At 58.2% G+C, this 24,701-nt stretch carries 22 protein-coding genes; 19 read left to right on the top strand and 3 right to left on the bottom strand.

The genetic code is table 11. From position 1 onward, the window contains the following. Positions 1–295 precede the first annotated feature (295 nt). The 10 genes from livK (at position 296) to ugpQ (ending at position 10,349) form a co-directional block, all read left to right on the top strand. The gene (gene livK, locus A3466_RS04275) at positions 296–1,405 is read left to right on the top strand and encodes a high-affinity branched-chain amino acid ABC transporter substrate-binding protein LivK (RefSeq protein WP_063449545.1); all 1,110 of its coding nucleotides are present in this window, start codon (positions 296–298) and stop codon (positions 1,403–1,405) included. A gap of 46 nt (positions 1,406–1,451) precedes the next feature. Further along, a complete protein-coding gene (gene livH, locus A3466_RS04270; protein WP_063449544.1) occupies positions 1,452–2,378 on the top strand; it encodes a high-affinity branched-chain amino acid ABC transporter permease LivH in 927 nt (308 codons plus the stop codon). Then, positions 2,375–3,652, top strand: coding sequence for a branched chain amino acid ABC transporter permease LivM (gene livM, locus A3466_RS04265; protein WP_063449543.1), 1,278 nt, complete (start codon positions 2,375–2,377; stop codon positions 3,650–3,652). Before livH ends, livM begins: the two co-directional genes overlap by 4 nt. Then, entirely contained in the window at positions 3,649–4,416 is a 768-nt protein-coding gene (gene livG, locus A3466_RS04260; protein ID WP_061099568.1) for a high-affinity branched-chain amino acid ABC transporter ATP-binding protein LivG, read from the top strand. Before livM ends, livG begins: the two co-directional genes overlap by 4 nt. Before the next feature lies 1 nt (position 4,417). Further along, positions 4,418–5,131, top strand: a complete 714-nt coding sequence (livF, locus tag A3466_RS04255; protein WP_074160928.1) for a high-affinity branched-chain amino acid ABC transporter ATP-binding protein LivF — start codon at positions 4,418–4,420, stop codon at positions 5,129–5,131. A gap of 256 nt (positions 5,132–5,387) precedes the next feature. Next, positions 5,388–6,704: a sn-glycerol-3-phosphate ABC transporter substrate-binding protein UgpB gene (gene ugpB, locus A3466_RS04250; RefSeq protein ID WP_063449542.1), complete on the top strand. Its 1,317-nt coding sequence runs from the start codon at positions 5,388–5,390 to the stop codon at positions 6,702–6,704. A 106-nt stretch (positions 6,705–6,810) separates the two neighbouring features. Then, positions 6,811–7,698, top strand: a complete 888-nt coding sequence (ugpA, locus tag A3466_RS04245) for a sn-glycerol-3-phosphate ABC transporter permease UgpA (RefSeq protein ID WP_063449541.1) — start codon at positions 6,811–6,813, stop codon at positions 7,696–7,698. Further along, on the top strand, positions 7,695–8,540 hold the full coding sequence (gene ugpE / locus A3466_RS04240; RefSeq protein WP_063449540.1) for a sn-glycerol-3-phosphate ABC transporter permease UgpE: 846 nt from the start codon (positions 7,695–7,697) through the stop codon (positions 8,538–8,540). Before ugpA ends, ugpE begins: the two co-directional genes overlap by 4 nt. A gap of 1 nt (position 8,541) precedes the next feature. Then, complete coding sequence (locus A3466_RS04235; protein ID WP_063449539.1) at positions 8,542–9,612, top strand: sn-glycerol-3-phosphate import ATP-binding protein UgpC; 1,071 nt, start codon at positions 8,542–8,544, stop codon at positions 9,610–9,612. Then, positions 9,609–10,349: a glycerophosphodiester phosphodiesterase gene (gene ugpQ / locus A3466_RS04230; RefSeq protein WP_063449538.1), complete on the top strand. Its 741-nt coding sequence runs from the start codon at positions 9,609–9,611 to the stop codon at positions 10,347–10,349. Before A3466_RS04235 ends, ugpQ begins: the two co-directional genes overlap by 4 nt. On the opposite strand, the gene A3466_RS04225 is transcribed toward ugpQ, so the two are convergent. Further along, positions 10,339–10,710: a DUF2756 family protein gene (locus A3466_RS04225; protein ID WP_063449537.1), complete on the bottom strand. Its 372-nt coding sequence runs from the start codon at positions 10,708–10,710 to the stop codon at positions 10,339–10,341. The genes ugpQ and A3466_RS04225 overlap by 11 nt on opposite strands. Positions 10,711–10,832: 122 nt before the next feature. Between A3466_RS04225 and ggt the strand changes: the two genes are divergently transcribed. After that, complete coding sequence (ggt, locus tag A3466_RS04220; protein ID WP_074160926.1) at positions 10,833–12,578, top strand: gamma-glutamyltransferase; 1,746 nt, start codon at positions 10,833–10,835, stop codon at positions 12,576–12,578. 48 nt (positions 12,579–12,626) lie between these two features. Here the strand turns inward: ggt and yhhY are convergent, their stop codons facing one another. Further along, the gene (gene yhhY / locus A3466_RS04215; protein ID WP_063449536.1) at positions 12,627–13,115 is read right to left on the bottom strand and encodes an N-acetyltransferase; all 489 of its coding nucleotides are present in this window, start codon (positions 13,113–13,115) and stop codon (positions 12,627–12,629) included. 258 nt (positions 13,116–13,373) lie between these two features. Between yhhY and A3466_RS04210 the strand changes: the two genes are divergently transcribed. From A3466_RS04210 to gntU, 5 genes are all read left to right on the top strand, one after another. After that, the gene (locus A3466_RS04210; protein WP_063449535.1) at positions 13,374–14,411 is read left to right on the top strand and encodes an oxidoreductase; all 1,038 of its coding nucleotides are present in this window, start codon (positions 13,374–13,376) and stop codon (positions 14,409–14,411) included. A gap of 123 nt (positions 14,412–14,534) precedes the next feature. Then, the gene (locus A3466_RS04205) at positions 14,535–15,230 is read left to right on the top strand and encodes a pirin family protein (RefSeq protein ID WP_003861565.1); all 696 of its coding nucleotides are present in this window, start codon (positions 14,535–14,537) and stop codon (positions 15,228–15,230) included. A gap of 91 nt (positions 15,231–15,321) precedes the next feature. Next, a complete protein-coding gene (gene gntR, locus A3466_RS04200; RefSeq protein ID WP_014833579.1) occupies positions 15,322–16,317 on the top strand; it encodes a gluconate operon transcriptional repressor GntR in 996 nt (331 codons plus the stop codon). A 126-nt stretch (positions 16,318–16,443) separates the two neighbouring features. Beyond that, positions 16,444–16,971, top strand: coding sequence for a gluconokinase (gene gntK, locus A3466_RS04195; protein ID WP_045260947.1), 528 nt, complete (start codon positions 16,444–16,446; stop codon positions 16,969–16,971). 3 nt (positions 16,972–16,974) lie between these two features. Continuing rightward, positions 16,975–18,315, top strand: coding sequence for a gluconate transporter (gene gntU, locus A3466_RS04190; protein WP_023295539.1), 1,341 nt, complete (start codon positions 16,975–16,977; stop codon positions 18,313–18,315). Between the two features lie 106 nt (positions 18,316–18,421). Here gntU and yhgN read toward each other — a convergent pair whose 3' ends face one another. Then, the gene (gene yhgN / locus A3466_RS04185; RefSeq protein ID WP_003861574.1) at positions 18,422–19,015 is read right to left on the bottom strand and encodes an NAAT family transporter YhgN; all 594 of its coding nucleotides are present in this window, start codon (positions 19,013–19,015) and stop codon (positions 18,422–18,424) included. 178 nt (positions 19,016–19,193) lie between these two features. Between yhgN and asd the strand changes: the two genes are divergently transcribed. From asd to glgX, 3 genes are all read left to right on the top strand, one after another. After that, positions 19,194–20,297 carry an aspartate-semialdehyde dehydrogenase gene (gene asd / locus A3466_RS04175; protein WP_045622178.1) on the top strand — a complete coding sequence of 368 codons (1,104 nt, stop codon included), beginning with the start codon at positions 19,194–19,196 and terminating at the stop codon, positions 20,295–20,297. 239 nt (positions 20,298–20,536) lie between these two features. Further along, complete coding sequence (gene glgB / locus A3466_RS04170) at positions 20,537–22,723, top strand: 1,4-alpha-glucan branching enzyme (protein ID WP_063449534.1); 2,187 nt, start codon at positions 20,537–20,539, stop codon at positions 22,721–22,723. After that, on the top strand, positions 22,720–24,693 hold the full coding sequence (gene glgX / locus A3466_RS04165) for a glycogen debranching protein GlgX (protein ID WP_063449533.1): 1,974 nt from the start codon (positions 22,720–22,722) through the stop codon (positions 24,691–24,693). Before glgB ends, glgX begins: the two co-directional genes overlap by 4 nt. The last annotated feature ends 8 nt before the right edge of the window (positions 24,694–24,701 follow it).

Here is a 24,701-nt window from a genome sequence, read left to right as displayed (position 1 = left end):
ATGGATTGAAAAATAAGCAGGATTTTAACCTGAAAGGCAGTGATTTATTCCGTGCATTGTGCCGTTATTTTATGCTGCAAAACGCGCTTTTATTTGTTTATCTCTGCCTGAATTCAGAATATTATCTTTCCTTAATCTCCTGAAAAATAGAGATATTAGTCTGGTTTTTGATAAAAAACCGCGCTAAACCCTTAAAGGCACTGGTAAAAATAGCGTTGTTCATTAAAAGTACAGAATGCTTTTTAACCATAATAAAACAAAATATAAACATCACTTCACGAATGGGGATTCTGAGATGAAAAGGAACGCGAAGACGTTAATCGCGGGGATGGTCGCACTGTCGATCTCGCATATCGCTATGGCGGAGGACATTAAAGTTGCGGTAGTGGGTGCGATGTCCGGTCCTGTTGCCCAGTGGGGTGACAGGGAGTTCAACGGTGCGCGCCAGGCCATAAAAGACATCAACGCTAAGGGCGGCATCAAGGGCGACAAGCTGGTGGGCGTGGAATATGACGACGCCTGCGATCCGAAACAGGCCGTCGCGGTCGCCAACAAAATCGTTAACGATGGCATCCAGTATGTCATTGGCCACCTCTGCTCGTCCTCCACGCAGCCCGCGTCCGACATCTACGAGGACGAAGGCATTCTGATGATCACCCCGGGCGCCACCAACCCGGAGCTGACCCAGCGCGGCTATCAGCACATCATGCGTACCGCCGGCCTGGACTCTTCTCAGGGACCGACCGCCGCCAAATATATCCTCGAGACCGTCAAGCCACAGCGTATCGCCATCATTCATGACAAGCAGCAGTACGGCGAAGGCCTGGCGCGCTCCGTGCAGGACGGCCTGAAAAAAGGCGGCGCGAACATCGTCTTCTTCGACGGCATTACCGCCGGTGAAAAAGACTTCTCCGCGCTGATCGCCCGCCTGCAAAAAGAGAATATCGACTTCGTCTACTACGGCGGCTACTACCCGGAAATGGGCCAGATGCTGCGCCAGGCGCGCGCCACCGGCCTGAAAACCCAGTTTATGGGGCCAGAGGGGGTGGGCAATGCCTCTCTGTCCAACATCGCGGGGGATTCTGCCGAAGGCATGCTGGTCACCATGCCAAAACGCTATGACCAGGATCCGGCCAACAAGGCTATCGTGGATGCGCTCAAGGCGCAGAAGAAAGATCCGAGCGGTCCGTACGTGTGGATCACCTACGCGGCCGTGCAGTCTCTGGCAACGGCAATGGACCGTACCGGCAGCAAAGAGCCGCTGGATCTGGTGAAAGATTTAAAAGCACACGGGGCGAACACCGTGATTGGGCCGCTGAACTGGGATGAGAAAGGCGATCTGAAGGGATTTGAATTTGGTGTCTTTAAGTGGCACGCCGACGGGTCTTCCTCGGTCGCCAAATAATTATCCCACCGCCCGGCTCTCCGGGCGGGTATAAAAAGGTTTGCATATGTCCGAGCAGTTTCTCTACTTTTTGCAGCAGATGTTTAACGGCGTCACGCTGGGAAGCACCTACGCGCTGATCGCCATCGGCTATACGATGGTTTACGGCATTATCGGCATGATCAACTTCGCCCACGGCGAGGTGTACATGATCGGTAGCTACGTCTCCTTTATGATCATCGCCGCGCTGATGATGATGGGCATCGACAGCAGCTGGCTGCTGGTGGCCGCCGGGTTTGTCGGCGCGATTGTGATCGCCAGCGCCTACGGCTGGAGCATCGAGCGCGTGGCCTACCGGCCGGTGCGCAGCTCCAAGCGTCTTATTGCGCTGATTTCCGCGATTGGTATGTCCATCTTCCTGCAAAACTACGTCAGCCTGACCGAAGGCTCGCGCGACGTGGCGCTGCCAAGCCTGTTTAACGGCCAGTGGATTGTGGGGGCCAGCGAAAACTTCTCTGCCTCTGTCACCACCATGCAGCTGGTCATCTGGGTTGTCACCTTCCTGGCGATGCTGGCCCTGACCGTTTTCATCCGCTACTCCCGCATGGGACGCGCCTGCCGCGCCTGTGCGGAAGATCTGAAGATGGCGAGTCTGCTCGGCATCAACACCGACCGCGTCATCGCTCTGACCTTCGTGATTGGCGCCGCAATGGCGGCGGTGGCGGGCGTTCTGCTCGGCCAGTTCTACGGCGTAATTAACCCGTACATCGGCTTTATGGCCGGGATGAAAGCCTTCACCGCGGCGGTACTGGGCGGTATCGGCAGCATTCCGGGCGCGATGATCGGTGGCCTGATCCTGGGCGTGGCGGAGGCGCTCTCCTCGGCGTACCTGAGCACCGAGTATAAAGACGTGGTGTCGTTTGCCCTGCTGATTCTGGTTCTGCTGGTGATGCCTACCGGTATTCTGGGCCGTCCGGAGGTAGAGAAAGTATGAAACCGATGCATTTTGCTATGGCGCTGCTCTCTGCCGCCATGTTCTTCGTACTGGCGGGCGTCTTTATGGGCGTCCAGTTAGGGCTGGACGGCACGAAGCTGGTGGTCGATACCGCCCCTGACATCCGCTGGCAGTGGGTATTTATCGGCACCGCCGTGGTGTTTCTGTTCCAGCTGCTGCGTCCGCTGTTCCAGAAGACACTGAAAAACGTCTCCGGGCCGAAGTTCGTTCTGCCGGCGATCGACGGTACAACGGTAAAGCAGAAGCTGTTCCTCGTGGCGCTGCTGGTGGCTGCCGTGGCGTGGCCGTTTATGGTGTCGCGCGGCACGGTGGACATCGCCACCCTGACCATGATTTACGTGATCCTCGGCCTCGGTCTGAACGTGGTGGTGGGGCTGTCCGGCCTGCTGGTGCTGGGCTACGGCGGTTTCTACGCTATCGGCGCGTACACCTTCGCGCTGCTGAACCACTATTACGGCCTCGGCTTCTGGACCTGCCTGCCGCTGGCGGGTCTGGTCTCTGCCGCCGCAGGCTTCCTGCTCGGCTTCCCGGTGCTGCGCCTGCGCGGTGACTACCTGGCGATTGTGACCTTAGGTTTCGGCGAAATCGTCCGTATCCTGCTGCTCAACAATACCGAAGTGACCGGCGGGCCGAACGGCATCAGCCAGATCCCGAAGCCGACCTTCTTCGGCCTGGAGTTCAGCCGTACCGCCCGCGAAGGCGGCTGGGATACCTTCAGCAACTTCTTCGGCATCAAATATGACCCTTCTGACCGCGTGATCTGGCTCTATCTGGTAGCGCTGCTGCTGGTGGTCATTACCCTGTTCGTGATCAACCGCCTGCTGCGCATGCCGTTGGGCCGGGCGTGGGAAGCGCTGCGCGAAGATGAGATCGCCTGCCGCTCTCTGGGCCTGAACCCGACCCGCATCAAGCTGACCGCGTTCACCATCAGCGCCGCGTTTGCCGGTTTCGCCGGCACGCTGTTCGCCGCGCGTCAGGGCTTCGTCAGCCCCGAGTCGTTCACCTTTGCCGAATCGGCCTTTGTGCTGGCGATTGTGGTACTCGGCGGGATGGGCTCGCAGTTCGCCGTGATCCTCGCGGCCATCCTGCTGGTGGTCTCCCGCGAGCTGATGCGCGACTTTAACGAATACAGCATGCTGATGCTGGGTGGTTTGATGGTGCTGATGATGATCTGGCGTCCGCAGGGTCTGCTGCCGATGACGCGTCCACAGCTGAAGCTTAAGAATGTGGAAGCGAAAGGAGAGCAGGCATGAGTCAGCCATTATTATCCGTAAACGGTCTGATGATGCGTTTTGGCGGCCTGCTGGCGGTCAACAACGTGAACCTGGACCTGCATAAAAAAGAGATCGTCTCCCTGATTGGCCCGAACGGCGCGGGGAAAACCACGGTCTTTAACTGTCTGACCGGCTTCTACAAGCCGACGGGCGGCACCATCATGCTGCGCGACCAGCACCTGGAAGGGCTGCCGGGCCAGCAGATTGCCCGCATGGGCGTGGTGCGTACTTTCCAGCACGTGCGGCTGTTCCGCGAGATGACGGTGATTGAGAACCTGCTGGTCGCGCAACATCAGCAGCTGAAAACCGGCCTGTTCTCCGGCCTGCTGAAAACCCCGGCCTTCCGCCGCACGCAGGAGGAGGCGCTCGATCGCGCCGCCACCTGGCTCGACCGTATCGGCCTGCTCCAGCACGCCAACCGGCAGGCGAGCAACCTGGCCTATGGCGACCAGCGTCGGCTGGAGATTGTGCGCTGCATGGTGACCCAGCCGGAGATCCTTATGCTCGACGAACCGGCGGCGGGCCTCAACCCGAAAGAGACCAAAGAGCTGGACGAGCTGATTGCCGAGCTGCGCGATAGTCACGACACCACCATCCTGCTGATTGAGCACGACATGAAGCTGGTGATGGGCATTTCGGACCGTATCTACGTGGTAAACCAGGGCACGCCGCTGGCAAACGGCACGCCGGAAGAGATCCGCAACAACCCGGACGTGATCCGCGCATACCTTGGTGAGGCATAAGATGGAAAAAGCGATGTTAACGTTCGACAAGGTCAACGCGCACTACGGCAAGATCCAGGCGCTGCACGACGTCAGCCTGCACATCAATCAGGGTGAAATCGTCACCCTGATCGGTGCCAACGGCGCGGGAAAAACCACGCTGCTCGGCACCCTGTGCGGCGACCCGCGCGCCACCAGCGGGCGGATTGTGTTTGATGGCAAAGATATTACCGACTGGCAGACCGCCAAAATTATGCGTGAAGCGGTGGCGATTGTCCCGGAAGGGCGCCGCGTCTTCTCACGTATGACGGTGGAAGAGAACCTGGCGATGGGCGGCTTTTTTGCTGACCGCGACCAGTATCACACCCGCATCAAATGGGTGTACGAACTCTTCCCGCGCCTGTGGGAACGCCGCATCCAGCGTGCGGGCACCATGTCCGGCGGTGAACAGCAGATGCTGGCGATTGGCCGCGCGCTAATGAGCCAGCCGCGCCTGCTGCTGCTGGACGAACCGTCGCTCGGTCTTGCGCCGATCATCATCCAGCAGATTTTCGACACCATTGAGCAACTGCGTAAAGAGGGGATGACCATCTTCCTCGTCGAGCAGAACGCCAACCAGGCGCTAAAGCTCGCCGATCGCGGCTACGTGCTGGAGAATGGTCGTGTGGTGCTCGAGGATACCGGCGACGCGCTGCTGGCGAACGAAGCGGTGCGGAGCGCGTATTTGGGCGGATAGGTAAAAGCAAAAAGGCAACGCAAGTTGCCTTTTTTAGTGTTTTCTCCCTCTCCCTGTGGGAGAGGGCCGGGGTGAGGGCACCAGACCGCACCCAATTATGCACCTAATTCCCTTCACACAACCATCATCCCCCTGACGCCTGGCCGTCACTTATCTGTAAACAAACAGTTATTTTTCTGTCATTCGAGCATGTCATGTTACCTCGCGAGCACAAAACGCGTGATATCGCGCATCCGGCATAATAAGAGAGATGACAATGACATCGTTACGACACACGGCTTTGGGTCTGGCAATCGGTCTGGCTTTTGCGACGAACGCAATGGCCGTGACCACCATTCCGTTCTGGCATTCCATGGAAGGGGAGTTGGGTAAAGAGGTTGACTCCCTGGCGCAGCGTTTCAACGACACCCACCCGGATTACAAAATTGTGCCGGTGTACAAAGGCAACTATGAGCAGAGCCTGAGCGCGGGCATCGCCGCCTTCCGTACCGGCAACGCGCCTGCGCTGTTGCAGGTGTATGAAGTCGGCACCGCGACCATGATGGCCTCGAAAGCCATCAAGCCGGTCTACGAAGTGTTCAAAGACGCGGGCATCAACTTTGACGAATCCCAGTTCGTGCCGACCGTCTCCGGTTACTACACCGATTCCAAAACCGGCCACCTGCTGTCCCAGCCGTTTAACAGCTCCACGCCGGTGCTGTACTACAACAAAGATGCCTTCAAAAAAGCGGGCCTGGATCCGGAGCAGCCGCCAAAAACCTGGCAGGATCTGGCCGAGTACACCGCGAAGCTGAAAGCGGCGGGCATGAAGTGCGGTTACGCCAGCGGCTGGCAGGGCTGGATCCAGATTGAAAACTTCAGCGCCTGGCACGGCCTGCCGGTTGCCACCAAAAACAACGGCTTCGATGGCACCGACGCGGTACTGGAGTTCAACAAGCCGGAGCAGGTGAAGCACATCGCGCTGCTGGCGGATCTGAACAAGAAGGGCGACTTCAGCTACTTCGGGCGTAAAGACGAATCCACCGAGAAGTTCTACAACGGCGACTGCGCCATTACCACCGCGTCTTCCGGCTCGCTGGCGGATATCCGTCACTACGCCAAATTCAACTACGGCGTGGGCATGATGCCGTACGACGCCGACGTAAAAGGCGCGCCGCAGAACGCCATCATCGGCGGGGCCAGCCTGTGGGTGATGCAAGGTAAAGACAGCGGCACCTATAAGGGCGTGGCCGAGTTCCTCGACTTCCTGGCGAAGCCGGAAAACGCGGCTGAATGGCACCAGAAGACCGGCTACCTGCCGATCACCAAAGCCGCGTACGATCTGACCCGCGAGCAGGGCTTCTACAGCAAAAACCCGGGCGCGGATATCGCGACGCGTCAGATGCTGAACAAGCCGCCGCTGCCGTTCACCAAAGGCCTGCGTCTGGGCAACATGCCGCAGATCCGCACCATCGTGGATGAAGAGCTGGAAAGCGTGTGGACCGGGAAGAAAACCCCACAGCAGGCGCTGGATTCCGCAGTAGAGCGCGGCAATCAGCTGCTGCGCCGCTTTGAGCAGTCGACGAAATCGTAATCGCTGAAACGCCCGGTGGCGCTTCGCTTACCGGGCCTACGATGTGCCCCATCCAGGCCGGGTAAGGCGCAGCCGCCACCCGGCATTGTTCAGGAATCAAATCTCAATGTCCTCATCCCGTCCGGTGTTCCGATCCCGCTGGCTGCCGTACCTGTTGGTCGCGCCTCAGCTGATCATCACCGTTATCTTCTTCATCTGGCCTGCGGGCGAAGCGCTGTGGTACTCGGTACAAAGCGTCGATCCGTTCGGGCTGTCCAGCCAGTTCGTTGGGCTGGACAACTTTACGGCGCTGTTCCACGACAGCTATTACCTGGACTCCTTCTGGACGACGATCAGGTTCAGCGCGCTGGTGACCGTGAGCGGCCTTGTCGCGTCGCTGTTTTTCGCCGCGCTGGTGGATTACGTGGTGCGCGGCAGCCGCCTGTATCAGATCCTGATGCTGCTGCCTTACGCCGTAGCCCCCGCCGTGGCTGCCGTGCTGTGGATCTTCCTGTTTAACCCCGGACGCGGGCTGATTACCCATTTTCTGGCGGAATTCGGCTATGACTGGAACCACGCCCAGAACAGCGGTCAGGCGATGTTCCTCGTGGTGTTCGCCTCGGTGTGGAAGCAGATCAGCTATAACTTCCTGTTCTTCTTCGCCGCGCTGCAATCCATTCCGCGTTCGCTGGTGGAGGCCGCCGCCATCGACGGCGCAGGGCCGGTGCGCCGCTTCTTCAGGCTGTCACTGCCGCTGATCGCCCCGGTCAGCTTCTTCCTGCTGGTGGTTAACCTGGTGTACGCCTTCTTCGATACCTTCCCGGTGATCGACGCCGCCACTGCGGGCGGCCCGGTGCAGGCGACCACCACGCTCATCTACAAGATCTACCGCGAAGGGTTTGCCGGACTCGATCTCTCGGCCTCTGCCGCGCAGTCCGTCGTGCTGATGTTCCTCGTCATCATCCTCACGGTGGTGCAGTTCCGCTATGTTGAAAGTAAGGTGCGCTACCAATGATTGAGAACCGTCGCGGGCTGACGATTTTCAGCCATACCCTGCTGATCCTGGGCATTCTCGTTATCCTGTTCCCGCTGTACGTGGCCTTTGTCGCCGCCACGCTGGACACCAAAGCGGTGTTCGACACGCCGATGACGCTGATCCCGGGCGGACACCTTTTCGAAAACATGAAGACCATCTGGACCCAGGGCGTGGGCACCAACAGCGCGCCGTTCTGGCTGATGATGCTCAACAGCTTCATTATGGCGTTCGGTATTACGGTGGGCAAAATCACGGTGTCGATGCTCTCGGCCTTCGCCATCGTCTGGTTTCGCTTTCCGCTGCGTAACCTGTTCTTCTGGATGATTTTCATCACCCTGATGCTGCCGGTGGAGGTGCGTATCTTCCCGACCGTGGAGGTGATCGCCAACCTGAAGATGCTGGACAGCTACGCGGGCTTAACCCTGCCGCTGATGGCCTCGGCGACCGCCACCTTCCTGTTCCGCCAGTTCTTTATGACCCTGCCGGACGAGCTGATTGAGGCCGCACGCATCGACGGTGCCTCCCCGATGCGCTTCTTCCGCGACATCGTGCTGCCGCTGTCGAAAACCAACCTCGCGGCGCTGTTTGTGATCACCTTTATCTACGGCTGGAATCAGTACCTGTGGCCGCTGCTGATCGTGCAGGACGTTAACCTCGGCACCGCCGTGGCGGGCATCAAAGGCATGATTGCCACCGGCGAAGGCACCACCCTCTGGAACCAGGTGATGGCGGCGATGCTGCTCACCCTAATCCCACCCGTAGTCATTGTTTTAGCCATGCAGCGCGCGTTTGTCCGCGGCCTGGTCGATAGCGAGAAATAAGATGGCAGGTTTAAAACTTCAGGCAGTTACCAAAAGCTGGGACGGTAAAACCCAGGTCATTCAGCCGCTGACGCTCGACGTGGCGGACGGTGAATTTATCGTGATGGTCGGCCCATCCGGCTGCGGGAAGTCCACGCTGCTGCGCATGGTGGCGGGGCTGGAGCGCGTCACATCCGGGGATATCTGGATTGACCGCCAGCGCGTCACCGAGATGGAGCCAAAAGATCGCGGCATCGCGATGGTGTTCCAGAACTATGCCCTCTATCCGCACATGAGCGTGGAAGAGAACATGGCCTGGGGGCTGAAAATTCGCGGGATGGGCAAAGGCCATATCGCCGAGCGCGTAAAAGAAGCCGCGCGCATTCTGGAACTTGACGGCCTGCTTAAGCGCCGCCCGCGCGAGCTCTCCGGCGGCCAGCGCCAGCGCGTGGCGATGGGGCGCGCCATCGTGCGCGATCCGGCGGTATTCCTGTTCGACGAACCGCTCTCGAACCTCGACGCCAAGCTGCGCGTGCAGATGCGCCTTGAGCTACAGCAGCTGCATCGCCGTCTGAAAACCACGTCCCTCTATGTCACCCACGATCAGGTCGAAGCCATGACCCTCGCCCAGCGCGTAATGGTGATGAACAAAGGCATTGCCGAGCAGATTGGCACGCCGGTGGAGGTCTACGAAAAACCGGCCAGCCGTTTTGTGGCGAGCTTTATCGGCAGCCCGGCAATGAACCTGCTGGACGGGCGGATCAATGCTGCGGGAACCCACTTTGAACTGGAAAGCGGGATGGCGTTACCGATCAACTGGTACTATCGTGGGTACGCCGGGCGTAAGATGACGCTCGGCATCCGCCCGGAGCATATTGGCTTAACGTCTCAGGCGGACGGCGGCGTGCCGCTGGTGATGGACACGCTGGAGATGCTGGGCGCCGATAACCTGGCGCACGGGCGCTGGGGCGAGCAAAAGCTGGTGGTGCGCCTGCCGCATCAGGAGCGCCCGAAGGCAGGCAGCACGCTGTGGCTGCATGTGCCGGAAAATCACCTGCACTTATTTGACGGTGAAACAGGACAACGAGTATGAGCAACTGGCCTTACCCCCACATCGTCGCCCACCGTGGCGGCGGTAAACTGGCGCCGGAGAACACCCTGGCGGCGATTGACGCTGGCGCACGCTACGGCCACACGATGATCGAGTTCGACGCCAAGCTGTCGAAGGACGGCGAAATTTTCCTGCTGCATGACGACAACCTCGAACGCACCAGCAACGGCTGGGGCGTGGCGGGCGAACTGCCGTGGCGCGATCTGCTGAAGGTGGACGCCGGAAGCTGGTTCAGCGGGGAGTTCAAAGGCGAACCGCTGCCGCTGCTGGCGGAGGTGGCAGACCGGTGTCGTCAACATGGCATGATGGCCAACATCGAAATCAAACCGACCACCGGCACCGGGCCGCTGACGGGCAAAGTGATTGCGCTGGCCGCACGTGAGCTGTGGGAAGGCATGACGGCGCCGCTACTCTCCTCATTTGACATCGACGCGCTGGAAGCCGCACAGACGGCCGTACCGGCGCTGCCGCGCGGACTCTTGCTGGACGAGTGGCGAGAAGACTGGCGCGAACTGACGGGCCGCTTAGGCTGCGTGTCGATCCACCTCAATCATAAGCTGCTGGATGAGGCGCGGGTGAAAATGCTAAAAGACGCAGGCCTGCATATCCTGGTCTACACCGTCAACAAACCCCAGCGTGCAGCCGAACTGCTGCGCTGGGGCGTAGACAGCATCTGTACCGATGCGATTGACCAGATCGGGCCAGACTTTATTTATTAAGCATACTGCCGTTCTGCTGGGTCGGCAGCATATGCTGCTGACCGCTGCTTTGCGACATCCCGCCCCCTAACATCCCGCCGTTTGGGTTTTGCAGCGGCTGCTCGCGCATCTGGCCCTGCTGCACGCGCTGGGTGTTAGCGTTCATCTGGTTTTGCAGGTGCTGCTGCTGCACCTGGGTCTGCGTCTTTAGCTGCTGATTAAGCATCCCTTTCTGCTGTTGTTGCTGGCTCATCATCTCCGTCTGCATACGCTGCTGACTCGGAATGACGTAGCCCGGCTGGTTCGGATTGTTCAGGGTGTTAATAGGCTGTGCCAGCGCGGCGAACGGGAGCAGCGCGGTCAGGATCAGGAATCGTTTCATGGTTATCTCCTCCTTTGAGGCTTCTCTTAAGTTTACCTCTAAACCAGCATAACGATGATTTTTTAAGAGTTGTGAACCAGGCTTAAGCGGGGAATATGGACCCCTTCACCTGGAGAACAATAATGATGAAACCAACCTTTTTGCGCTGGGTCGTCCTCGCTGCGCTGATGGCAGGCGGCACATTTACCGTGGCGGCCAACCCGCCCGCCGCTCCTCCGGTCTCTTACGGCGTGGAGGAGGATGTTTTTCACCCCGTGCGGGCCACCCACGGCATGGTAGCCTCGGTTGACGCGCTGGCGACCCAGGTGGGCGTCGATATTCTTAAGCAGGGCGGTAACGCTGTGGACGCGGCGGTCGCGGTCGGGTACGCGCTGGCGGTAACGCACCCGCAGGCGGGGAACCTGGGCGGCGGCGGTTTTATGATGCTGCGTACCAAGGACGGCAAAACCACGGCCATCGACTTCCGTGAGATGGCGCCGAATCAGGCCTCCCGCGATATGTTCCTCGACGATCAGGGCAACCCGGACAGCAAAAAATCCCTGACCTCGCACCTTGCGTCCGGCACGCCTGGCACCGTTGCGGGCTTCTCGCTGGCGCTGGAAAAATACGGCACGCTGCCGCTGAACAAGGTGGTGCAGCCTGCCATCAGGCTGGCGCGTGACGGCTTTGTGGTGAACGACGCGCTGGCGGACGACCTCAAAACCTACGGCAGTGAAGTGATTCCGAATCACGAAAACAGCAAGGCGATCTTCTGGAAGGACGGTGAGCCGCTGAAGAAGGGCGATAAGCTGGTGCAGAAAAACCTCGCCAGAAGCCTGGAGCTGATTGCAGAAAACGGTCCTGACGCATTCTATAAAGGGGCGATTGCCGATCAGATTGCCGACGAGATGCAGAAGAACGGCGGGCTCATCACCAAAGCGGACCTGGCCGAATACAAGGCGGTGGAGCGCGAGCCGATTAGCGGAACCTATCGCGGGTACGAAGTCTTCTCCATGCCGCCGCCGTCCTCCGGGGGCATTCACATCGTGCAGATCCTCAACATTCTTGAAAACTTTGATATGCACAAGTTCGGCTTTGGTAGCGCGGACGCCATGCAGGTGATGGCGGAGGCGGAAAAACGCGCCTACGCCGACCGCTCGGAATACCTTGGCGATCCGGATTTCGTGAAGGTGCCGTGGCAGGCGCTGACCAACAAAGCCTATGCCAAATCAATTGCCGATGAGATCGACATCAACAAGGCGAAGCCGTCGAGCGAGATCCGCCCCGGCAAGCTGGCACCGTATGAAAGTAACCAGACCACGCATTTCTCGGTGGTGGATAAAGACGGTAACGCGGTGGCGGTGACCTATACGCTGAACACCACTTTCGGCACCGGGATCGTAGCGGGCAACAGCGGCATTTTGTTGAATAACGAGATGGATGATTTCTCGGCCAAGCCGGGCGTGCCGAACGTGTACGGGCTGGTCGGCGGGGATGCAAACGCCGTGGGGCCGAAGAAGCGTCCGCTGTCGTCCATGTCGCCAACCATCGTGGTGAAGGACGGTAAAACCTGGCTGGTGACCGGCAGCCCTGGCGGGAGCCGCATCATTACCACCGTGCTGCAAATGGTGGTGAACAGCATCGATTTTGGGATGAACGTCGCCGAGGCGACCAATGCGCCGCGTTTCCATCATCAGTGGCTGCCGGATGAACTACGCGTGGAGAAGGGCTTTAGCCCGGACACGATAAAACTGCTTGAGCAGCGCGGACAAAAGGTGGCAGTGAAAGAGGCGATGGGCAGCACCCAGAGCATTATGGTGGGGCCGGACGGGGCGCTGTTTGGCGCATCGGACCCGCGTTCGGTAGATGATTTAACGGCGGGGTATTGATTATTCCCCTCACTCTGACCCTCTCCCCAAAGGGGAGAGGGGAGTGTGTCACTTCATTCTCGCCATGAAGTACGCGTCCACATATTCGCCGTTGCGCAGGGCGTAGCGCTTGCCGGTGCCTTCAATTTCGAACCCGTGCTTTTTGTACACCGCGATGGCCGGTTCGTTATCCACAAACACCGTTAACTCGATACGGTCGACGCGCAGCCAGTTGTCGCACATATCGATCATGGTGCGAATCAGCGCGCTGGCCACGCCGCGGTTATGCCACTCTGCGCCAACGCATATACCGAAATCGGCAACGTGGCTGCGGCGTGGTCGCTGGGCGACATCAATGGTGAGGTGGCCGACCACGATATCATCAATGCAGGCAACCAGCTGTTTAATGCCCGGCTGTTCGCCTAGCCGCATTTGCCACATTTCCATTGAAGGATGAGGAACCTGTAGCGTGTTGTGGTACACCTCCGGCTGGGCGTGGATCTGACGAATGGCGTCGTAATCTTTCGGTTCCGCGTGGCGTATCACTATCTCACTCATTCCTTGTTCCTCAGTCGTTTAAAAGTCCCTTTCAACATCATTGACTTTAAAATCTGAGTCAATCGCTATTTTTTGCAAAAAGTGTTGGACAAGTGCGAATGAGAATGATTATTATTGCTCTGCATTCAGGAAGACCTCCTACGGGAACCTGAAAGCACGACATTGCTCACATTGCTTCCAGTATTACTTTAGCCAGCTTTTAGCTGGCTTTTTTTTTGTTATGGTTAGACTCAGCAACCTTCGAAAAAGGACTGAGCCATGACACTACATTGCGCATTCATTGGATTTGGCAAAAGCACCACGCGTTACCACCTTCCGTATGTTCTCAACCGTAAAGAGACCTGGCACGTCGCTCATATCTACCGCCGCAGCGCGAAGCCGGAAGAGCAGTCTCCGCAGTATTCCCATATTCATTTCACCAGCGATCTTGATGAAGTGTTAAATGATCCGCAGGTGAAGCTGGTGGTTGTCTGCACTCACGCCGACAGCCACTTTGACTACGCGAAACGCGCGCTCGAAGCGGGCAAGAACGTGCTGGTGGAAAAACCGTTCACCCCGACGCTTGCCGAAGCCAAGGCGCTGTTCGCGCTGGCGAAAAGCAAAGGGCTGACCGTCACCCCGTACCAGAACCGTCGCTTTGACAGCTGTTTCCTGACGGCGAAAAAGGCGATTGAGAGCGGCAAGCTTGGCGATATTGTGGAGATCGAAAGCCACTTCGATTACTACCGTCCGGTGGCAGAAACCAAACCCGGCCTGCCGCAGGACGGCTCGTTCTACGGTCTGGGCGTACACACCATGGACCAGATCATCTCCCTGTTTGGCCGCCCGGACCACGTGGCGTACGACATCCGCAGCCTGCGCAACAAAGCCAACCCGGACGATACCTTCGAGGCGCAGCTGTTTTACGGCGACCTTAAGGCTATCGTTAAAACCAGTCATCTGGTGAAAATCGACTACCCGAAATTTATCGTTCACGGCACCAAAGGCTCGTTCATTAAGTACGGTATTGACCAGCAGGAGACCAGCCTGAAGGCCAACATCATGCCGGGCGAACCGGGCTTTGCGGCGAACGATGCCGTGGGCGTGCTGGAGTACGTGAACGACGAGGGCGTGACGGTCAGAGAAGAGCTGAAACCGGAAACCGGCGACTATGGCCGCGTCTATGATGCGCTGTATGAAACCCTCACCAACGGCACGCCGAATTACGTCAAGGAATCTGACGTTCTCACCAATCTGGAAATCCTTGAACGGGCCTTCGAACAGGCTTCTCCTGCCACGATAACCCTCGCCAGATAAGCAAAAACGGCTCCTCTGGGCTTGTTCATAATTTTTGAACAGAGGAGTCAATTTTCACCCTCTATGATCCCCGACCGTTTGAGTCCACACTTACTCCATCGAAACGAACTGAGGGTGAAAACAATGATCTACTTACGCAAAGCAAACGAACGCGGTCACGCAAATCATGGCTGGCTGGACTCATGGCATTCATTCTCGTTTGCCGACTACTACGACCCGAACTTCATGGGCTTCTCCGCGCTGCGCGTGATTAACGACGACGTGATTGATGCAGGCCAGGGCTTCGGTACCCACCCGCACAAAGACATGGAGATCCTGACCTATGTGCTGGAAGGGGCGGTTGAGCACCAGGACAGCATGGGCAACAAAGAGCAGGTGCCGGCGGGCGAGTTCCAGATTATGAGCGCAGGTACCGGGGTGCGTCACTCTGAGTACAACCCGAGCAAAACGGAAAAACTGCACCTGTATCAAATCTGGATCATTCCAGAAGAGACCGGCATCACGCCACGCTACGAGCAGCGCCGCTTCGACGCGAAACAGGGCAAACAGCTGGTGCTGTCCCCGGACGCGCGTGAAGGTTCCCTGAAAGTGCATCAGGATATGGAGCTGTACCGCTGGGCGCTGGCGAAAGACGAACAGTCCGTGCACCAGATTGCCGCCAACCGCCGCGTCTGGATCCAGGTGGTGAAAGGGGAAGTGTCTATCAACGGCACCAAAGCCACCACCGCCGATGGTCTGGCCGTCTGGGATGAGCAGGCGCTCTCCGTGCACGCCGACAGCGAAAGCGAAATCCTGCTGTTTGACCTGCCTCCGGTCTAAATAATTTCTCAACCTTCCCTTTAAACGGGGAAGGTTGAGCTTTGTCCGTGATAAACTGAGCAAATCTCTCACTTCAAGATTTCTCAGGACGATGAAAAAGAAACGCCCCGTACTTCAGGATGTCGCCGATCGCGTCGGTGTGACCAAAATGACGGTCAGCCGTTTTTTACGTAACCCGGAACAGGTTTCCGTGGCGTTGCGTGGCAAGATTGCCGCCGCCCTTGATGAACTGGGTTATATTCCCAACCGCGCACCCGATATTCTCTCCAATGCGACCAGCCGTGCGGTGGGCGTCCTGCTTCCTTCCTTAACCAACCAGGTCTTCGCCGAAGTGCTGCGCGGCATTGAAAGCGTCACCGATGCGTTTGGCTATCAGACCATGCTCGCCCACTACGGGTACAAGCCAGAACTGGAAGAGGAACGTCTTGAATCAATGCTTTCCTGGAACATTGACGGTCTGATTTTAACCGAACGCACCCACACGCCGCGCACGCTCAAAATGATTGAAGTCGCCGGTATTCCGGTGGTGGAGCTCATGGACAGCCAGTCGCCATGCCTCGACATCGCCGTTGGGTTCGATAACTTTGAAGCGGCTCGTCAGATGACAGCGGCGATCATCGCCCGCGGTCATCGTCATATTGCCTACTTGGGTGCGCGTCTTGATGAACGTACTATCATCAAACAGAAGGGATACGAGCAGGCGATGCTCGACGCAAATTTAACCCCGTACAGCGTGATGGTGGAGCAGTCCTCATCTTACACCTCGGGTATTGAGCTGATGCGTCAGGCACGACGCGAGTATCCGCAACTGGACGGTATTTTCTGTACCAACGATGATCTTGCGGTCGGTGCAGCGTTTGAATGCCAGCGTCTGGGGCTGAAGATCCCTGATGACATGGCGATTGCCGGCTTCCACGGTCACGACATCGGTCAGGTGATGGAGCCGCGGCTGGCAAGCGTCCTGACCCCGCGCGAACGTATGGGGCGCATTGGTGCAGAACGCCTGCTGGCGCGCATTCGTGGTGAGGCAGTTACCCCTAAAATGTTAGATTTAGGTTTCACCTTGTCACCGGGTGGATCTATTTAATCCGACAAATTTGAAGTAGCTCACACTTATTCACATCGCGCACGTTTGGATATTGCTTCTCTTTTGCCCCGGCAGGACAATGTTACCGATAACTGTTACCCGTAACAATTGACTGAGGGACACCCTTTGAGCACGACTAATCACGATCACCACGTTTACGTCCTGATGGGCGTGTCCGGTAGCGGTAAATCTGCCGTGGCGAGCGAAGTGGCGCATCAACTCCAGGCTGCGTTTCTTGATGGTGACTTCCTCCATCCGCGCAGCAACATCATGAAAATGGCTTCCGGCGAACCGCTGAACGATGACGACCGCAAACCGTGGTTGCAGGCGCTGAATGACGCCGCGTTCGCGATGCAGCGCACCAACAAAGTTTCCCTGATCGTCTGCTCCGCGCTGAAAAAAACCTACCGCGACCTGCTGCGCGACGGCAATCCGAACCTCTCGTTCATCTATCTGAAAGGCGATTTCGGGGTGATTGAAAGCCGTCTTAAAGCGCGTAAAGGCCACTTCTTTAAAACCCAGATGCTGGTGACGCAGTTCGAAGCGCTTCAGGAGCCGGGTGAAGATGAAAAAGACGTCTTAGTGGTTGATATCGATCAGCCGCTGGAAGGTGTTGTAGCCAGCACCATCGAGGTCATTAACAAAAGGCAGTAAGTTTTGAGTACATTAACGCTAGTTTTGACAGCAGTGGGTTCGGTATTGCTGCTGCTGTTTTTAGTGATGAAGGCGCGTATGCATGCCTTCGTTGCTTTGATGGTGGTTTCTATTGGTGCAGGTCTCTTTTCCGGTATGCCGCTCGACAAAATTGCGGCGACGATGGAAAAAGGGATGGGCGGCACGCTGGGCTTCCTGGCCATTGTGGTGGCGCTGGGCGCGATGTTTGGCAAGATCCTGCACGAGACGGGCGCGGTCGACCAGATTGCCGTCAAAATGCTCAAATCCTTCGGGCACAGCCGCGCGCACTACGCGATTGGTCTGGCCGGTCTGATTTGCGCGCTGCCGCTGTTCTTTGAAGTGGCGGTTGTGCTGCTGATTAGCGTGGCGTTTTCAATGGCGCGCCATACCGGTACGAACCTCGTGAAGCTGGTCATTCCGCTGTTTGCGGGCGTGGCGGCGGCGGCGGCGTTTCTGCTGCCAGGGCCAGCGCCGATGCTGCTGGCCTCCCAGATGCACGCCGATTTTGGCTGGATGATCCTGATTGGCCTGTGCGCTGCGATCCCGGGGATGATTATCGCCGGTCCGCTGTGGGGCAACTTCATCAGCCGCTACGTTGAGCTGCATATCCCGGACGACATCTCCGAGCCACACCTGGGCGAAGGCAAAATGCCGTCCTTCGGCTTTAGTCTGTCTTTGATCCTGCTCCCGCTGGTGCTGGTGGGTCTGAAAACCATTGCGGCGCGCTTTGTGCCGGTGGGTTCAACCGCGTACGAATGGTTCGAGTTTATTGGTCACCCGTTCACGGCGATCCTGGTGGCGTGTCTGGTGGCGATTTACGGCCTGGCGATGCGTCAGGGCATGCCGAAAGACCGCGTGATGGAGATTTGCGGCGCTGCGCTGCAACCGGCGGGTATTATTCTGCTGGTGATCGGCGCCGGTGGCGTGTTCAAACAGGTGCTGGTGGATTCCGGTGTGGGTCCGGCACTGGGCGAAGCGCTGACCGGAATGGGCCTGCCGATTGCGGTCACCTGCTTCGTGCTGGCCGCAGCGGTGCGTATCATTCAGGGCTCCGCGACCGTGGCATGCTTAACCGCCGTGGGCCTGGTGATGCCGGTGATTGAACAGCTGAACTACTCCGGCGCGCAGATGGCGGCGCTCTCTATCTGTATCGCGGGCGGCTCGATTGTGGTTTCACACGTAAACGACGCCGGCTTCTGGCTGTTCGGTAAATTTACCGGCGCCACCGAAGCGCAAACCCTGAAAACCTGGACGCTGATGGAAACCATCCTCGGCACCACGGGTGCGATTGTCGGGATGATTGCGTTTACGCTCCTGAGCTAACGAGGCTGTATGTGTGTCGGGTGGCGGCTTCGCCTTACCCGACCTACAAAAACCTCAGGTTCCGTAGGCCGGGTAAGCGTGAGCGCCACCCGGCTTTTTTACATCCTCATCCTTTCATCCACGCCCGGATCCCGTCCAGGAACATCTGCGTCGCCATCATCACCAGAATCAGCCCCATCAGACGCTCCAGCGCGTTCACCCCTTTCTCACCCAGCAGGCGCAGGAACAGCGACGACTGCAACAGGATAATAAACGTCCCGCCCCAGGCGATCAGCAGGGCAATGACCAGATGGCTCATCTGATTCGGATACTGATGCGACAGCAGCATCAGCGTTGCCAGAATCGTTGGTCCCGCGACCAGCGGGATCGCCAGCGGCACGATAAACGGCTCTTCGCCCGCGGGCAGGCCGCTGCTGCTGCCTTCCGCGCTCGGGAATATCATCTTAATGGCGATCAGGAACAAAATTATCCCGCCGGAAATGGAGACCGTTTCGGCGCGTAAGTTCAGGAAAGCGAGAATTTTTTCCCCGGCGAACAGGAAGATAAACATCACCAGCAGGGCGATGAGCAGCTCGCGGATCATGATCGCCCGGCGGCGCTTCGGCTCGGTGTGCTTCAGCACCGACATGAAGATCGGCAGATTACCGAGCGGATCCATAATAAGGATCAATAAAACCGCTGCGGAAATGATTTCACTCATCTTAAATTATCCCTGATACTTATTGTGGTTATTGCGATGATTAGCACTTTTTCTGATTGCCGGGCAATCATCGATTAATTTCGCTTGCGACTTTGGCAGCATTTTGTAATGTGAAGCATATCCCAGTTCAATACTGGCTTGCACAATCAGCACACACCCCTTGCAGGAAAAAAATGCTATGAAAAACGTTGGTTTTATCGGCTGGCGCGGTATGGTCGGCTCTGTACTCATGCAACGCATGGTTGAAGAGCGCGATTTCGACGCCATCCGCCCGGTCTTCTTCTCCACTTCCCAGCTCGGCCAGGCTGCTCCGTCCTTTGGGGGTACCACAGGCACGTTGCAGGACGCTTACGATCTGGAAGCGCTGAAGGCACTCGACATTATTGTGACCTGCCAGGGCGGCGATTATACCAACGAAATCTATCCAAAGCTGCGTGAAAGCGGCTGGCAGGGCTACTGGATTGACGCGGCCTCTTCACTGCGCATGAAAGACGATGCCATCATTATTCTCGACCCGGTTAACCAGGACGTCATCACCGACGGCCTGAACAACGGCGTGAAAACCTTTGTTGGCGGCAACTGCACCGTCAGCCTGATGCTGATGTCCCTCGGCGGCCTGTTCGCGCAGGACCTGGTGGAGTGGGTCTCTGTGGCAACGTACCAGGCCGCGTCCGGCGGCGGCGCACGCCACATGCGCGAGCTGCTGACCCAGATGGGCCAGCTGCACCACAGCGTCGCGACCGAGCTGGCAAACCCGGCATCCGCCATCCTCGACATCGAGCGCAAAGTCACTCAACTGACCCGCAGCGGCGAGCTGCCGGTGGATAACTTTGGCGTACCGCTGGCCGGCGGCCTGATCCCGTGGATCGACAAACAGCTGGATAACGGCCAGACCCGCGAAGAGTGGAAGGGCCAGGCGGAGACCAACAAAATCCTCGCCACCGCGAATACCATTCCGGTTGACGGTCTGTGCGTGCGTATCGGCGCGCTGCGCTGCCACAGCCAGGCCTTCACCATTAAACTGAAAAAAGATGTGTCTATTCCGACCGTGGAAGAGCTGCTGGCCGCGCACAACCCGTGGGCAAAAGTGGTGCCAAACGATCGCGATATCACCATGCGTGAACTGACCCCGGCTGCCGTTACCGGCACGCTGACCACGCCGGTTGGCCGCCTGCGCAAGCTGAACATGGGGCCGGAGTATCTCTCCGCGTTCACCGTCGGCGACCAGCTCCTGTGGGGTGCCGCCGAGCCGCTGCGCCGCATGCTGCGCCAGCTGGCGTAATAATTTGTTAAACACGGGGGGTGATTGTCACCCCCTTTTTTTGCGTACTACATGGAGTAAAGCGCAGATGTCTTATTTTTTATCAGGAGGAACCACGACGTTGGCTATGCTTTAAGGAAGATTTATTTCTCACCTGAGGGTAGGGCGGAGCAGAGAGGATTAACTGCACCGTTTAGGTCACATTAAAAGTCGTTCCGGAGCGCGTAAAAAGGGCGACATAAAAAAACAGGATGAATACCATGTCCGATCGTATTTCGAGAGACGTGATTAATGCGCTTATTGCGGGTCATTTTGCCGACCCCTTTTCTGTGCTAGGGATGCATCGTACAGAGGCCGGACTGGAAGTTCGGGCGCTGTTACCGGATGCGACAGAAGTGTGGGTTATCGAACCCAAAACCGGCCGCAAGGTGGGTAATCTGGAATGCCTCGACTCGCGTGGCTTCTTCTCGGGCGTCATGCCCCGCCGTAAAAACCCCTTTCGCTATCAGCTTGCCGTTATCTGGCACGGTCAGCAAAACCTGATTGACGATCCCTACAGCTTTGGGCCGCTCTTAAAAGAGATGGATGCCTGGCTGCTGTCCGAAGGAACCCATTTACGCCCCTACGAAACGCTGGGTGCCCACGCGGATACCATGGACGGTATCACCGGCACGCGCTTTGCCGTATGGGCGCCAAACGCCCAGCGCGTCTCCGTCGTTGGGCAGTTCAACTACTGGGACGGTCGTCGTCACCCCATGCGTCTGCGCCGGGAAACCGGTATCTGGGAGCTGTTTATCCCCGGGGCGCATAACGGCCAGCTCTACAAATTCGAGATGATCGATGCCAGCGGCAAGCTGCGCATTAAATCTGACCCGTACGCCTTTGAGGCTGAACTGCGCCCGAATACCGCCTCGCTGATTTGCGGCCTGCCGGAAAAGGTCGTCCAGAGCGAGGAACGCAAGCAGGCCAACCGCTTTGATGCGCCGATCTCCGTCTATGAGGTGCATCTCGGCTCCTGGCGTCGCCACACGGACAACAACTTCTGGCTGAGCTACCGCGAGCTGGCGGACCAGCTTGTGCCGTACGCCAAATGGATGGGCTTTACCCATCTGGAGCTGCTGCCGATCAACGAACACCCGTTCGACGGCAGCTGGGGCTACCAGCCAACCGGGCTGTATGCGCCTACGCGCCGCTTCGGCACCCGCGATGACTTCCGCTATTTCATTGATGCCGCGCACGCCGCCGGGCTGAACGTCATCCTCGACTGGGTACCGGGCCACTTCCCGTCGGACGATTTTGCGCTGGCAGAGTTCGACGGCACGAAGCTGTACGAGCACAGCGATCCGCGCGAAGGCTATCACCAGGACTGGAACACGCTGATCTACAACTACGGTCGCCGTGAAGTGTCGAATTACCTGGTGGGGAATGCGCTGTACTGGATCGAACGCTTCGGCATTGATGCCCTGCGCGTCGATGCGGTGGCGTCGATGATCTACCGCGACTACAGCCGCAAAGAGGGCGAGTGGATCCCGAACGAGTTTGGCGGGCGTGAAAACCTCGAAGCGATTGAGTTTCTGCGCAACACGAACCGCATCATCGGCGAGCAGGTGGAAGGCGCCGTGACCATGGCGGAAGAGTCCACGGACTTTCCGGGCGTTTCCCGTCCACCGTCAATGGGTGGCCTGGGCTTCTGGTACAAGTGGAACCTCGGCTGGATGCACGACACGCTCGACTACATGAAGCTCGACCCGGTTTATCGTCAGTATCACCACGATAAACTCACCTTTGGGCTGCTCTACAACTACACCGAAAACTTCATGCTGCCGCTGTCGCACGATGAAGTGGTGCACGGCAAGAAATCTATTCTCGACCGCATGCCGGGGGACCCGTGGCAGAAGTTTGCCAACCTGCGCGCCTATTACGGCTGGATGTTTGCCTTCCCCGGCAAAAAGCTGCTGTTTATGGGCAACGAATTTGCGCAGGGGCGCGAATGGAACCACGACACCAGCCTTGACTGGCACCTGCTGGAAGGCGCGGACAACTGGCACCACGGCGTACAGCGTCTGGTGCGCGACCTGAACCTGACCTACCGCCACCACAAAGCGCTGCACGAGCTGGACTTCGATCCGTACGGCTTTGAGTGGCTGGTGGTGGACGACCACGCGCGCTCGGTGTTTGTCTTTGTCCGTCGTGACAAAGCGGGTAACGAGATCATCGTTGCCAGCAACTTCACGCCAGTGCCGCGCGAACACTACCGCTTCGGCATTAACCAGCCGGGTAAATGGCGCGAAATTCTGAACACCGACTCCATGCATTACCACGGCAGTAACGCCGGTAACGGCGGGCTGGTGCAGAGCGATGCGATTGAAAGCCACGGTCGTCCGAACTCCCTGAGCCTGACGCTGCCGCCGCTGAGCACCATCTGGCTGGTGCGGGAGGGCGAATGACGCAGCTCTCGGCAGGTAAACCCGAACCGCTCGGGGCGAGTTTTGACGGAAAGGGGGTGAACTTCACGCTCTTTTCTGCCCATGCGGAGCGGGTGGAACTCTGTGTGTTTGACGGGGAAGGTAACGAGCACCGTTACGATTTACCGTCCCGCACGGGAGACATCTGGCACGGTTACCTGTCCGGCGGGCGTCCGGGAATGCACTACGGTTTTCGCGTACACGGCCCGTGGGAGCCATCTCAGGGGCACTGGTTTAACCCGGCGAAGCTGCTGATTGACCCGTGCGCGCACCGCGTGGACGGCGAGTTTAAAGACGACCCGCTGTTCCACGTCGGCTACGGCGAACCTGATCACCGCGACAGCGCGCCCGTCGCGCCCAAAAGCGTGGTGGTGCACGATCTCTACGACTGGGAAGATGATGCCCCGCCGCGCACGCCGTGGGGTAATACCGTCATCTATGAAGCCCACGTCAAAGGGCTGACGTATCTGCACCCGTCGATCCCCAAAGAGATGCGCGGCACCTACAAAGCGCTGGGGCATCCGGCGATGGTCGCTTACCTGAAACAGTTAGGGATCACCGCGCTGGAGCTACTGCCGGTGGCGCATTTTGCCAGCGAGCCGCGTCTTCAGCGTCTTGGGTTAAGCAACTACTGGGGCTACAACCCGCTGGCGATGTTCGCGCTCGACCCGCGCTACGCGGTGCATCCGGAGAAAGCGCGGGACGAGTTTCGTGATGCGGTGAAGGCGCTTCACGCGGCGGGCATTGAGGTCATTCTGGACGTGGTGCTGAACCACAGTGCGGAAAGCGATCTTGACGGTCCAACGCTCTCACAGCGCGGAATCGATAACCGTAGCTATTATTGGATCAGGGACGACGGGGATTATGAAAACTGGACCGGGTGCGGTAACACCCTCAACCTCAGCCATCCGGCCGTTACGCATTACGCGTACGAATGCCTGAAATACTGGGTTGAGACGTTCCACGTGGACGGTTTTCGTTTCGATCTGGCGCCGGTGATGGGGCGCACTCCGGCATTTAGCCAGCAGGCGCCGCTGTTTGAGGCGATAAAAAACTGCCCGGTGCTCTCAACGGTGAAGCTGATTGCGGAACCCTGGGACATTGGTGAAGGCGGTTATCAGGTGGGGAACTTCCCGCCGCTGTTTGCCGAGTGGAACGATCACTTCCGCGACGCCGTCCGTCGCTTCTGGCTGGCGCGCGATCTGTCGCTCGGAGAGTTCGCCGGACGCTTTGCCGGCTCGAGCGATCTCTTTAAGCGCGACGGAAAACGTCCGTCGGCCACCATTAACCTGGTGACGGCACACGACGGTTTCACGCTGCGCGACTGCGTTTGTTTCAATCAGAAACACAATGAGGCAAACGGCGAGGAGAATCGCGATGGGACTAACAATAACCATAGCTTTAACCATGGTATAGAAGGGTTAGGCGGAAGTCTGGACGTGATCGAGCGGCGACGCGCCAGCGTTCATGCGCTGCTGACGACGCTTTTGTTATCGCAGGGCACGCCAATGTTGCTGGCAGGCGATGAGCACGGTCACAGCCAGCACGGCAACAACAACGCCTATTGCCAGGACAACACCCTGACCTGGCTCGACTGGGGAGAAGCGAACAGCGGGTTGACCCATTTCACCGCGGCGCTGATCCATCTTCGCCAGCGCATCCCCGCGCTCACCGCCGACAGCTGGTGGGAAGAGGGCGACGGCAACGTTCGCTGGCTGAATAAAGACGCGCAACCGTTAAGCGCGCAAGAGTGGCAACACGGCATACCCTGTCTGCAAATCCTGCTTTCGGATGCGTGGCTGGTGACGCTGAACGCGACGGATGACGTCGCAGAGATTGTTTTACCTGACGGGGAATGGCGAGCCATTCCTCCCTTTGCCGGAGCGGATAATCCGGTTGTTATGGCTGTCTGGCACGGGCCTGCGCACGGAGTGTGCGTATTCCAAAGATGATAAAAAAG

Source organism: Enterobacter genomosp. S (assembly GCF_001631805.1).
In the GTDB taxonomy this organism is placed as follows: domain Bacteria; phylum Pseudomonadota; class Gammaproteobacteria; order Enterobacterales; family Enterobacteriaceae; genus Enterobacter; species Enterobacter quasihormaechei.
Note: the sequence above shows the minus strand (reverse complement) of the source record. Positions and strands in the feature narration are given on the sequence as shown.